The organism is Litorimonas cladophorae, assembly GCF_014652455.1.
GTDB classification, from domain to species: domain Bacteria; phylum Pseudomonadota; class Alphaproteobacteria; order Caulobacterales; family Maricaulaceae; genus Litorimonas; species Litorimonas cladophorae.
This window is the reverse complement of sequence record NZ_BMYV01000003.1, coordinates 25,396-37,963: the sequence shown is the minus strand read 5'-3', so window position 1 is coordinate 37,963 and position 12,568 is coordinate 25,396. Positions and strand designations below refer to the sequence as shown.

The 12,568-nt window shown below is 50.4% G+C and carries 8 protein-coding genes; 7 read left to right on the top strand and 1 reads right to left on the bottom strand.

The window, feature by feature from the left end; genetic code table 11:
* Positions 1–74: 74 nt before the first annotated feature.
* From IE073_RS12070 to IE073_RS12060, 3 genes are all read left to right on the top strand, one after another.
* Positions 75–1,742 (top strand): site-specific DNA-methyltransferase, encoded by a 1,668-nt coding sequence (locus tag IE073_RS12070; protein ID WP_189586411.1) that lies wholly within the window; start codon positions 75–77, stop codon positions 1,740–1,742.
* 2 nt (positions 1,743–1,744) lie between these two features.
* Positions 1,745–4,399: a DEAD/DEAH box helicase gene (locus IE073_RS12065; RefSeq protein ID WP_189586408.1), complete on the top strand. Its 2,655-nt coding sequence runs from the start codon at positions 1,745–1,747 to the stop codon at positions 4,397–4,399.
* Between the two features lie 352 nt (positions 4,400–4,751).
* Entirely contained in the window at positions 4,752–7,013 is a 2,262-nt protein-coding gene (locus IE073_RS12060; RefSeq protein WP_189586405.1) for a TonB-dependent receptor, read from the top strand.
* A 6-nt stretch (positions 7,014–7,019) separates the two neighbouring features.
* On the opposite strand, the gene IE073_RS12055 is transcribed toward IE073_RS12060, so the two are convergent.
* The gene (locus tag IE073_RS12055) at positions 7,020–7,667 is read right to left on the bottom strand and encodes a TetR/AcrR family transcriptional regulator (RefSeq protein WP_189586402.1); all 648 of its coding nucleotides are present in this window, start codon (positions 7,665–7,667) and stop codon (positions 7,020–7,022) included.
* Between the two features lie 79 nt (positions 7,668–7,746).
* Between IE073_RS12055 and IE073_RS12050 the strand changes: the two genes are divergently transcribed.
* From IE073_RS12050 to IE073_RS12035, 4 genes are read left to right on the top strand one after another with little or no spacing between them, the layout of a single operon-like run.
* Positions 7,747–9,309, top strand: a complete 1,563-nt coding sequence (locus tag IE073_RS12050) for a class I adenylate-forming enzyme family protein (protein ID WP_189586399.1) — start codon at positions 7,747–7,749, stop codon at positions 9,307–9,309.
* Entirely contained in the window at positions 9,287–10,165 is an 879-nt protein-coding gene (locus IE073_RS12045) for an alpha/beta fold hydrolase (protein WP_189586396.1), read from the top strand. Before IE073_RS12050 ends, IE073_RS12045 begins: the two co-directional genes overlap by 23 nt.
* Positions 10,162–11,091 carry an alpha/beta fold hydrolase gene (locus IE073_RS12040; RefSeq protein WP_189586393.1) on the top strand — a complete coding sequence of 310 codons (930 nt, stop codon included), beginning with the start codon at positions 10,162–10,164 and terminating at the stop codon, positions 11,089–11,091. The genes IE073_RS12045 and IE073_RS12040 overlap by 4 nt, the downstream gene beginning before the upstream one ends.
* On the top strand, positions 11,088–12,353 hold the full coding sequence (locus IE073_RS12035) for a spinster family MFS transporter (RefSeq protein WP_189586390.1): 1,266 nt from the start codon (positions 11,088–11,090) through the stop codon (positions 12,351–12,353). Before IE073_RS12040 ends, IE073_RS12035 begins: the two co-directional genes overlap by 4 nt.
* Positions 12,354–12,568: the final 215 nt, after the last annotated feature.

The following is a 12,568-nucleotide window of genomic DNA, read 5'->3' as shown; positions in this document are numbered from 1 at the left end:
TGATTCAAACCCGCCATATCAAGTATTTGGGGAACCGCGTGACCAGCATTAGACTAAAGGGTAGTTACTAAGCCATGCCGACACTCGACTGGATCGGTAAACAGGCCGTTGTAAATCACCATCGCGAAGTGCCTTACCGCCTTGTGCATTGCGATAGCGACCTATCGGCGGGCGACCCTGACGCTGGAAACCTATTGGTGCAGGGTGACAATCTGGAAGCCCTTCGCGCCTTGCTTCCCTATTATGCGGGGCAAGTGAAATGTATCTACATTGACCCACCTTATAACACGGGAAATGAAGAGTGGCGCTATAACGATAATGTGAACTCGCCTGAAATAAAGGCATGGCTAGATACTGTCGTAGGTAAAGAGGGTGAAGATCTTTCTCGCCACGATAAATGGCTCTGCATGATGTATCCTAGGCTTAGATTGCTTCGCGACTTTTTACGTGATGACGGAATTATTTTTATATCAATAGACGATATTGAGCATTGCTCATTGATGGGCCTTTGTAATGAGCTCTTTGGGAAGAGAAATTTTGTCGGATCATTCGTTTGGGCAAAAAAACGCAAGGGTAGCTATCTGTCTAAAAGCTATGTGTCAGTAACAGAGTATGTGGTCGCTTATCGAAAGAACCATAAAATAAAACTGTATGGCGGCGCACCGGATGCAGACGAGTCTCAGCCCCTCATTAAGAGAACCAATAGTGTAGGAATACTTAACTTTCCTAGTGGATCAATCTCGACAAAAATTGGAGATAAAACCCTTAAAGCAGGTGTGTTTGGCAAGGGATCAAGTAGCGTAGAGTTGCTGAGCGATGCTACGATTGAAGGGGGGCGATTTATTACCCCGGTAAGCTTACGGGGGCCATTTATTTGGTCTCAATCTTATCTGGATGATCAATTAAGCAGGGGATCAACTTTAACGGCGAATACAATGAACTTGCAAGTAAGGGCTTTCAAAGCACCTGACAATGATGCGAGCAAAGGACTTTCTTCTTTTATTGATGGTGTCTCTATTGGGTCAACCAACGAGGATGCTTATGAGGAATTGGAAGGTATTTTCGCTGAAGAGGGTAGTTTCAATTACCCCAAACCTTCTGGGCTTATTAAACATCTTGTTCAGGCGGCGTGTTACTGGGATCGCGACGCTATAGTGATGGACACGTTCAGCGGGTCGGGAACAACTGGGCATGCCGTTCTCTCCCTAAACAAACAAGACGCGGGGAATCGACGTTTTATCCTTGTTGAAATGGATAAAAGCATTTCCGAAAACGTTACGGCGGAACGTTTGCGTCGTGTTATTAGTGGCTATGATAAAGGCGGTGATAAAACCAAACCTATGGCCGCGCTGGGCGGAGGTTTTCGCTTTTGCCAGTTGGGAAAGCCTCTCTTTGACGAATATGGCGACATTGCCCCTGAAGTGACCTTTCCTGATCTGGCGGCGCATATATTTTTTAGTGAAACAGGTGTTCCGATCCCAGCCAAGGCGGCCAGCGAATTTTTGGGAGTCTTCCAAGACCGCGCGGTCTATCTGCTCTATGATGCGGCCCATGTGGAAAGCCCGCGCGAAGCGGTGGGCAATGTGTTGACCCCTGACCGATTGGACGCACTACCGCAGCCGCCCGAAGGATTTGAAGGCTTGCGCGTCGTCTATGGCGAAGGCTGCACAGTGTCGGCGGGGCGCATGAAAACGGCGGGCGTCGTGTTCAAACAAATCCCCTATCAGATTGATGGGGCGTAGGCGTGGCAGCGGTGAATTTCGAATTACGCGGTTATCAAACAGATGCGCTGGATACACTGCGTACCTATTTGGGCAAGGTGCCTGCGATGGGAGCGGATACGGCCTTTTATGATGTAGCCAAGCGCCCCTTCATTCCCGCGCCCTTAGTGACGCCTGAAACGCCTTATGTCTGTGTTCGGATTCCAACGGGTGGCGGCAAAACCATTGTTGCGGCCCATGCGGTTGGCATCGCGGCGCAATCCTTTTTGCAGGTCAATAATCCGATGGTGCTTTGGTTGGTGCCATCGACCGCCATATTGGATCAAACATTAAACGCGCTTCGCAATCTGGATCATCCCTACCGCGCGGCGCTGGCCGCTGATTTTGGCCGCAACATTTCCGTATTAACCGTTGCAGAAGCGCTCTCGCTGTCACGTCCCGATGCCACGGGCGGGGCGTGTATCATCGTCTCAACCATTCAGGCGTTTCGTGTGGACGATACGGCGGGGCGCAAGGTCTATCAGGACTCGGGCGCGCTTATGGATCATTTCAGCGGCCTGACGGATGCGCAAACGGCGCGCTTGGACAAGGTTGAGGGCACGCACCGCCCGATTGCGTCGCTGGCCAATGTTCTACGCTTACACCGCCCAATGGTCATTGTGGATGAAGCGCATAATGCCCGCACCGATCTATCTTTCGACACATTACAACGTTTCGATCCGTCCCTCATTCTGGAATTGACCGCGACCCCGCAACTGAAAGCTGACCCGAGAAAGGGAACGGTTCCCTCTAACGTTTTGTATCATGTATCTGCGGCGTCGCTGAAAGCGGCGGAAATGATCAAGCTGCCCATCCGTTTGGAAACCGAAACGGATTGGAAAAAGGTTGTCGGTGGGGCGCTGGATTGCCGCGAAGCTCTGGAAAAAGTCGCGAAGGCGGAAGAGGCCGATACAGGCGAGTATATCCGCCCTATTATTCTGTTTCAGGCGCAATCGAAGTCTAAGACAGACCCGCACCGCCTGACCCCTGAAGCCGTGGTGGATTACCTAGTGACGGATAAGGGCATAAACCGCGATCAAATCGCTATTCACGCCACGGGCTTCAAAGAGCTGGACGATGTGAAGGATATTGAGGCGAAAGATTGCCCGATCCGCTATGTCGTGACCGTGCAAAAACTGCGCGAAGGCTGGGATTGCCCCTTTGCCTATGTATTGTGTTCCGTAGCGGAATTAAGCTCTCCAACGGCGGTTGAACAAATCTTGGGCCGCGTGTTGCGTATGCCAAAAGCGCGGCGGAAAACCCGCGATGAGTTGAACCGCGCCTATGCTTTTGTCGCGTCCAATAGCTTTAACGATGTAGCCATGAAGTTGAAGGATGGCCTTGTTCAAGGCGCTGGATTTGATCGACTGGAAACAGAAGACTTGATCAAGCCGCATGAACGGCTGGCCTTTGTTGAAGAGCAAGTCGGATATGTCCATGAGTCTGATCCGCTACCGGAAACGCCAACTGCGAAACCCGCCGATGTCATCTTAGCGATGGACCGTTTGCCCGCTTCATTAAAGGCGCGCGTGAAGTTTGATCCCGTAACCCGTGTATTGGGAATTGAGCGCCCGATGGGGCGTGATGAACGCAACACGATGTTGTTGAGCTTTGCCAAAGTTGAAGGCGCGGGAAAAGTCATTGACCGACTATTCCTGAAATCGAACGCCATACAGGCCAGCGAAACGCCAACCGATGGCGTGAAGCCGCCTTTCCTAATGCCCCGCCTTGGATTTATGCGGCAAGGTGAGTTGGAGCTTTTCGGAACTGACCATTTTCTAAGTTTGCCGTGGAACCTTGCTGAATGCGACCCGATGGCTTTCGCTGATGCGTTCACGATTACGGACACGGCTCACGCTGGCGAATTGGACATAAGCGAAGATGGCAGAACGTTCATTGATTTTGTGGGAACCTTGCAAGCCCAGCTCTCAATGATCATCCATGAACCCGCTTGGACACTTCCGCGCCTAGTCAACTGGATTGATAGAGGGATACCGCACCGCGACATAACAAAGCCAGCTGCCCGCATGTTTATACTAAATGCGATTGAAGCCGTCATGGCGAAACGTGGTTATTCACTTGATGAGATTGCCCGCTACAAATATGAGGCGCGACGAAAGATGGCGGACGTTATCAGTACGTTGCGGAAAGAACGCGAAACGGGAAGCTATGGCGCGTTGTTTGACGCTGAAGCTGATAAGTTTGCAACAAGTGCAGACCTCTCCATTCTCTTCGATGAACAAAGCTACGACTATAACGAACCCTATCGTGGCGCGCGGAGGTTCCATAAGCACTACTTTCCAATCATTGGCGATCTGAAGCCAAGCGGTGAAGAGTTTAACTGCGCGGTTTATTTAGAAGAGCATTCTAAAGTTGCCTATTGGCTACGCAATGTTGACCGTAAACAGAACTCATTTTGGCTTCAGCTCCCCAATGGTAAGTTTTATCCAGATTTCGTGGCGCTCTTAACCGATGGCCGTAAGATGGCGGTTGAATACAAAGGCGGCCATTTAGAAGAGCAAGCCAAGCCGAAACGTGATATTGGCCAGCTCTGGGCTGACGCCAGCGGCGGTGATTGCGTCTTTGCTATGCCAGTGAACAACGATCTGAAGGCGATTGACGAAGCGATAAACGCCTAAGATTTTCCGACAAATACAATGGTTGGGGGTGTTTTTGGGGGTGCCTTATTTTTACCTATAAAGATAATGATGATAATTCAATAACTTAGCTAGAATATTCGTTGCCTCTTCTGGCACCATTTTCCTGCCATTCTCAACTTTTTGATCCATTCGAATGCTTCAGGGAAGCCTCGCCTTTCTTCAAGTGTTTTCGGCTGCCGTAGACCAATTTCGTTTCGTTGCTCCCGTCCTAAATTTTGAGAGATAGCCTTGCCGAAAGTGGGTGATTGACAAAATCGTTCTTTTAGTTATTCAACAAATGTTGAAATTGAACGTTTGTTGAATTTCTGTAAAAATATAATAAGGGAAAGTCATGTTAAACCGCTCACGCCTCCAAGTTTCGTCCTCGTGTCTCATTTTAGCGGCGCTAGTAAGTGCCGCGCCCGCTTACGCTCAAGTCGACGACGAAATCGTCGTTACAGCGCAGCGCCGAGCCCAGAATGTCCAAGACGTACCTATTTCCGTGACGGCTATATCCGGTGATTTTCTGGATAGCATTGGCGCGGTTGACATTACTGACGTTCAAAAAATTACGCCTAATGCGACGATAGAAGTTGCGCGCGGCTCGAACTCGACGCTGATCGCTTTTATTCGCGGTGTGGGCCAGCAGGACCCATTGTGGGGGTTTGAACCTGGGGTCGGCATCTATGTTGACGATGTTTATGTCGCAAGACCGCAAGGGTCTGTGCTTGATATTTTTGACGTCGAGCGCGTCGAAGTTCTCCGTGGCCCGCAGGGCACACTCTATGGCCGAAATACAATTGGTGGGGCGATCAAATACGTCACCAAGGGTCTGAATATGGAAGACCCTGAGTTAAAAGCTCGCATTAATGTGGGTTCGTATGGGCAATTCGATCAGATTTTGTCTGGCTCACTGCCCGTCTCTGATACATTCGCGATTGGGGCCGCTGTCGCAAATTATCAGCGCTCTGGATTTGGCGACAACCTGTTCACAGGCGCGAGCCACTACAACAAAGACATTCTCGCCGCCAGGGTCAGCGCGGAGTGGTCACCAACGCAAAGCCTGAATTTCCGTCTAGCTGCCGACATGACGGATGATGATTCTAACGCCAAGCACGGGCATCGCCTTCTGCCAAGTGGCGACGGCACTATTCCAGTCACAGACAACGAATATGATACGCGCGGCGGTGCGGGGGACCGCAATGAGGTCAAGACAAAAGGCGTCTCCTTCACTGGCTCTTGGGATGTAAACGAAGCGATCACGCTTAAATCCATCACGGCCTATCGCGAAGGCGATACAGTTACCCCGATTGATTTCGATGCCTTACCACAGCAAGATTTTGATGTGCCTGCAAATTATTCTGATGACCAATTCAGCCAAGAATTTCAGATTCTTTATTCGTCGGATCGACTTTCAGGCGTTGCGGGTGTCTATTATCTTGATGGGTCTGCCAATGGCGATTTCGATCTGCTCCTCAGTTCTCTCGGTCTCACAATTTATCAGGCCGGTGACCAGAAAAAAGAAAACCTCTCTGCCTATGCTGACTTTACCTATGATGTCACCGATGCGTTGAGCGTTTCATTGGGCGGTCGATATACGGAAGACAAAACCGTCGCCGATGTGACACGAGAAGTCTGGTTTGGCCTCGGTTCGGCATCCTTCGACGCTGCAAATACCGGTTCCATTTTCCTTGCAACGCAGACCGGTTACCAGGGGTTGGAGCGTAAAGATTCTGAATTCTCGCCTCGCATCGCTGTCAGCTATAAAGTTGCAGACAATACAAATGTCTACGGATCATTCTCGCAGGGTTTCAAAGCGGGTGGCTTCGACCCTCGTGCTCGCGCTGATCTAGATCCACTCGGATTGTCTCAAGAAGGTTTCGGTCCTGAAACAGTGGATAGCTACGAGTTGGGTGTAAAAGGAAGTCTCTTTGAGAACCGCTTAACCTACAGCCTAGCCGGCTTTGTCGCTGATTATAATGATCAGCAAATCACAACGCAGCAGGGCGTAGATTCCGACAATGATGGCACGAATGATACGTTCGTATCCTCCGTCTTTAATGCGGGTAGCTCTCAGTATAAGGGTCTGGAGTTCGAAGGCGCTTTGCGTCTATCTGAGAATTTCACGCTGAGCGCGATGGCCGGTTACATTGATGCCGAAATTGAAGAAATTTTATCCGCGGGTGTCAATATCGCTGATAATTTTGAGACGCAAAATACGCCCGAGCTAACATCACGTTTCGGTTTTGCTTACACCCATGATGTCGAAAATCACGGAAGCATCATGTTCACAGGTTCAGCGGCTTATCGGGATGATTATTTCCTGTTTAATGTCGCGAACCCAGGGTTCCCAGCGGGTCAAAGTGCTGTCTTCCCAGAGGGCGGCCCCGCTCTTGATCCGGATGCCTATACCGTATTCGATCTTGGAGCCAAATGGACAAGCGAAAGTGGAATGTGGGACTTCGGAATTTACGGACGCAATCTCACGGATGAACGCGCTCGGGTTGCGGCTTATAACTTTGTAACGCCAGGGCAATTAGGAGCCGATGGCGCATATTCCGCATTTTATCGTGCTCCCCGCACTGTAAGTGCGACGCTCGGGTTTAAATACTAGAGCAAACTAGCGCGCGCATATGGCCCTAAATCCCGCAGCGATAAATGGGATCATATGCGCGTAGCCTTTTTCAGCATCCGCAGATTTCGCCAAACCGTTGGACAATGTATCCAATCGGCCGGTGTCTGCCATCGTCAATGTGAGCGCCCCGGAGAGATAGTGGTACCCCCAATACAAAGCCTCATCATCTGCATCCGGGAGGGCTTTCCGCAAAGCCTCGATGAACCGCGATACAAGGGGGTTAAAATACTGGCTCATCACCTCTCGACCAAACTCTGGGGAGTTATTCACATAGGCGATCAAAGCAAAATAATGGCGCCAACCTTCATCAGCGGATCCCTGAATTTCGCCCATCGGCGCAAGATAAGCATGAATAATGTCTTCAACGGTCAATTGCCCATCACCCGCGTTGAGAAGGCAAGCGTCCAAAGCATCACTTCGGACTTGGTTCAAAACTTCGGCGCGGCGGTTCAGGACAGCATCAAACAAATCGCGCTTTGGGCCGAAATGATAATTCACCAAAGCGACGTCTACGTTGGCCGCTGTTGTAATATTACGGAGGGTTACACCGTCAAAGCCATGCTCGGAAAACAGTTCTTCCGCCGCATCCAAGATACGTTCTTTTCGCGACTTCTTTGTGGATTCACTCGACAACTTACGACCTTAAAAACGGAACTAATGCGCTCTCTATTGCTGCGCTTCCGCGCGCAGGTCAAACCTTACAAGATCAGATATGTCTAAAATCATTCAACCCACCAATCCGTTACTGCCAGATATATTTTCACTGCATGGAAAATGGCGCCGCGACAAAGATGCGTTGGTCACATCGACCGAAACTTTGAACTGGGGGGCCTTCACGCGCCGCATGAATCAAGTCGCAAATGGTCTTGCTGAAAAAGGGCTAGAAAAGGGTGACCGCGTTGTTTTGCTCATGGCCAATGGTGCCCCCATGGCAGAAGTCCTTTTTGGTACGATGATGGGCGGCTTTGTCTCTGCGCCTTTGAATACTTCCGTTACGGATGACGCAATCCTGAGTATGATCCTCGATAGTGGAGCAAAAGCTATCATCTGTACTGACGATCAATCTGCTCGGATCGATGCATTGGCGGCGCATCTCCCTAAGACCCTCAAACAGAATTTAATTTGCGCTGGCCAAAAAAAGCCAGATTGGACGCCTTATACCGATTGGCGTGAGGCGCAATCCGAGGCTCGGCCTGCAACCCGAATTAATCCGGATGATTTTTTAAATATCATCTATTCTTCAGGAACAACGGGTCAGCCCAAAGGCATCGTGCATACGCACCAAGGCCGCAGAGATTGGGCTTATGATCTTGCCATCGCACTTCGATATGATAGCTCCGCGCGTTTTCTTGCAACTATCGGGCTGTACTCCAACATCACTTGGGTCGGTATGTTGTGTACATTGCTCGCGGGCGGAACATTGATAATCGCCGATAAGTTTGACGCAGAAGCCTTGTGGCAGCAATTAGAGCGCGATCGGATCACTCACCTTTCGATGGTGCCCGTGATGTATGAACGCATGATGGCCATAGAAGATACTCGGCGTTTTAACGTTGGCGCCATGCGCGGTATGATGAGCGCAGGATCTCCATTACGCGAACCCGTCAAAGCCGCACTATTCGATCGATTTGAGTGTGGGATTATAGAGCTTTATGGCCTTACCGAGGGGGTCATTACGACGCTCGACCCTGAGGACGCCAAAGGACGGCTCGCATCTGTTGGTCTGCCTTTGATCGGTACAGATATCAAAATTTTGGATGACGATGGGAAGGAGTGCCCATCTGGAAAATCAGGAGAAATTTTGTCTGCCGGAAGAATTGTGATGCCAGAATATTTGGGTCGAGAGGATGCTACCAGAGAAGCCTTATGGGTGGACTCACAAGGCACCCATTGGCTCCGCACGGGAGACATCGGCTATTTAGATGAACAGGGTTATTTATACATCGTCGACCGAAAGAAGGACATGATCCTTTCAGGCGGTCAAAATATTTACCCGCAGGATATCGAGGCCGTTATCGTTCAGCACCCCGATGTTGAAGACGTCGCCGTTATCGGCGTCAAAAGCCATAAATGGGGCGAGACGCCATTAGCCCTCGTCGCTTTAAAGAATGGACGCGGCGAAGCTACAGACATAAAAAAGTGGACCAATGAGAAGCTGGGGAAACAACAGCGCATTGCCGGACTTGAATTGATCGATGAAATTCCCCGTAATCCAAATGGAAAAATTCTGAAAAGAGAATTACGGAAAACCTATGAGGACCGTGTTTTTGACTGAGGCTTACAAAGATATTTTCTATAACGCCTCGGACGGGCTTGAGCTATACGCCAGAGACTACCGCGGTGAGTTTTTGACTCCGACAATTCTCTGCATGCATGGACTAACACGGAATTCGGCGGACTTTCACAATCTTGCGCTTCAGTTGCGGGATAAGCACCGCGTGATATCTGTTGACCAAAGGGGGCGGGGATTGTCTGCCTACGACCCAGACCCTCAAAATTACCGGCCTGATATCTATTGCGGCGATATGTTTGCCTTAATGGACCATCTTCAATTACCTGATGTGATAGCCGTCGGAACGTCGATGGGGGGATTGATGACGATGATGATGGCCGCCATGCGGCCCAAATCAATCCGTGCGGCTGTAATAAATGATATTGGTCCGGAAATCGATCCCGCAGGTCTCGAACGGATCAAAGGCTACGTTGGTAATGCGGGCCCTTTCAGAAACTGGGACGAGGCGGTTGCTGCCATAAAGGCTCAAGGACCTGACGTTTTCCCTCTGTACACTGAAGAGGACTGGATCAACTTTTCGAAGAGAACCTGCCGTGAACGTCAGGATGGCTCAGTCGAATTTGCCTATGATCCCGCACTGAGCACGCCATTTAGGACAGACGACACATCTGCCGCACCGCCTGACCTCTGGCCTGTTTTTGACGCGTTGCGATCGACACCGCTTTTAATCATCAGAGGGGCGACATCCGATATATTATCGCCAAAGACAGCCCGGAAAATGCAGAGCCGTCACCCTGATTGTATCGTCGCCGAAATCCCCGATATTGGCCATGCTCCGATGTTAGACGAGCCGGAGAGTCTACTGGCTATCCAAAATTTTTTAAAGGCGGTCACATGACACTTCGATTAATTCCATTTTTTATTGGGCTTGGGATGGGACTTACCGCCTGTGGAAATCCGAGTGGTCCAGTCGTTACATCTCCAATGGAAAACCCGTATTTCAAAGCCACTGACAAGATGGTCACTGTTAACGGCGTGTCCCTGCGGTATCGCGAGGAAGGGAACATCGATGCGCCCACCTTGGTTATGATCCACGGGTTCACCTCGTCGCTAGAGACCTGGGACGCGCTTGCGGCTGATCTTTCTGACGATTTCCGTCTCATCCGATTGGACCTTCCGGGGCATGGTTTGAGCGGTACGGATCCTCTGTCAGATTATTCCAACACCCGAACGGTCGAAGTTTTTAATGCGTTCGTCAAAGCGTTGGATTTGGAAACCCCCACATTGCTCGGGAATTCATTGGGCGGGTTGGTCGCTTGGCGCGCTGTTGTGGCGAATCCCGATATCGCTTCAAAACTTGTCCTGATATCTCCGGGTGGGTTTTCGATCAACGGTGTGACGGAGACCCCTGTGGAGGTGCCCATGATGGTGAAATATTATCTTACCAAAGCGCCTGAAGCCGGAGTAAAACAAGCTAGCGCCGCGCTTTTCGGCGACGCCTCAAAAGTTTCTGAAACGCGTATTTCGCAGATGCGTGATTTGATGCTCCAGCCAGGAAATGGGGACGCGTTTGTCGCGCGCGCAGGGCAGTTTACTCTGCCAAATCCAGAAGGTGACCTTGCCAAAGTTGAGCAACCCACACTTATTATTTGGGGCGATAGAGATGTCATGGTGCCGCCAGAACAGGGTCAGGAATTTGCCAATATAATGCCAAACGCCAAATTAATTTCTTATGAGGGCGTCGGTCATGTTCCCCAAGAAGAAGCGACTTCCCGTCTTGCGGCTGACATTCGAGACTTCATTTTAACAACGGAAACGCCATGAACATTCGTTCCTCTAACCGATGGTATATTCTCGGCGTTTTAACCATCGTCTATGCGTTGAACCACGTTGACCGACAAATCATGGTGATTTTGCAAGAGCCGATCAAACAAGAATTTGGAATTAGCGATACACAGCTTGGTTTGCTTACGGGGATATTATTCGCCGCGTTTTACGCGACATTGGGTATTCCTTTTGCCGCTTGGGCCGATCGCGGAAATCGACGGAATATAATCGCTCTCGCAGTGACGATATGGTCTGGCATGACCGCGTTAAGCGGATTTGCTGGCAACTTCTGGCACCTGGCATTAGCTCGTATGGGCGTCGGCATTGGTGAGGCTGGTGGGACGCCGCCTGCAACGGCAATGATCGCAGATATTTTCCCACCGAAACGTCGCGCCCTCGCCTTGGGCATATACACAACAGGAATTAGTCTGGGTATTTTGATCGGTTTCATTTTAGGTGGTTTCATCGCGGCAAAATTTGGGTGGCGCGCTGCCTTTTTCGTTGCCGGGACCCCAGGATTGCTGATTGCAACAATATTGTTTCTCACCGTTAAAGAGCCGAAACGTGGAGCCTCTGAAAGTCGTGTGACCGATCAAGACGCTCCGAGCCTTCGCGAAACATTGACATTCTTTAAATCCCAACGCGCAATGGTTAGTCTTCTGTTCGGCGGAGTCTTTGTCTGTATTTCCGCGAACGCTTTTTTATCCGGAATTCCGCTCTACCTTATTCGCGTTCACTCCGTTCCAATTGGGGAGCTCGGTGTGGCATTGGGACTGCTCATGGGCGGCTTAGGCGGCATTGGGGCCATCACCGTTGGGGCGCTTTGTGATAAGCTTTCAGAAAAAGACCTGAGATGGCGGCCTTGGACGATTTTAATAACGGGTCTACTGGCGTTTCCATTCATCGTGATGTTTCTCTACGCCCCTAATAAAACGACGGCGTATTGGGCCTATATTGTGCCAGGATTGTTTGGGCTTCTCTACGCATCTATTTCTTACGCGGCGATGCAAGAGCTTGTTCCAGTTCGGATGAGGGCAATGGCCTCCGCCGTGATGCTTCTGTGTTTGACGTTATTGGGTATTGGTCTTGGGCCGGTTATCCTTGGCCTATTGTCAGACTTCTTTGCGCCGTCCTTGGGTCAGGATTCCATCAAACGCGCCCTTACGATCATCTTGGGATTCAATTTGTTGAGCATTGTTTTTTATTTGGATGCGGCCAACCATTATCGCGCAGGCGTTGCGAGAGCGAGTGCAGCATAAGTTTTCCTTGGCGCTTTGGCGTGAAGGGATCAGAGGCCCCGTGTGTCTGCGTAATGCAACATCGTCTAAATGCTAGAACCCAAATATATTACGGGCGACCATTTTGAAAAATGGTCGCCCGATGAGACTCTTGAGCCGGTTTAAGAGTGAGTAAGCGCGACTGGAAGCCGATCATGGTCCTGACCGGCTTCACACGTATTTCAAAACTCGGGGAT

Coding starts and splice junctions, on each gene's coding strand:
- IE073_RS12050 (WP_189586399.1), top strand. CDS start 7,747: ATGTCTAAAATCATTCAACCCACCAATCCGTTACTGCCAGATATATTT.
- IE073_RS12040 (WP_189586393.1), top strand. CDS start 10,162: ATGACACTTCGATTAATTCCATTTTTTATTGGGCTTGGGATGGGACTT.
- IE073_RS12035 (WP_189586390.1), top strand. CDS start 11,088: ATGAACATTCGTTCCTCTAACCGATGGTATATTCTCGGCGTTTTAACC.
- IE073_RS12060 (WP_189586405.1), top strand. CDS start 4,752: ATGTTAAACCGCTCACGCCTCCAAGTTTCGTCCTCGTGTCTCATTTTA.
- IE073_RS12070 (WP_189586411.1), top strand. CDS start 75: ATGCCGACACTCGACTGGATCGGTAAACAGGCCGTTGTAAATCACCAT.
- IE073_RS12045 (WP_189586396.1), top strand. CDS start 9,287: ATGAGGACCGTGTTTTTGACTGAGGCTTACAAAGATATTTTCTATAAC.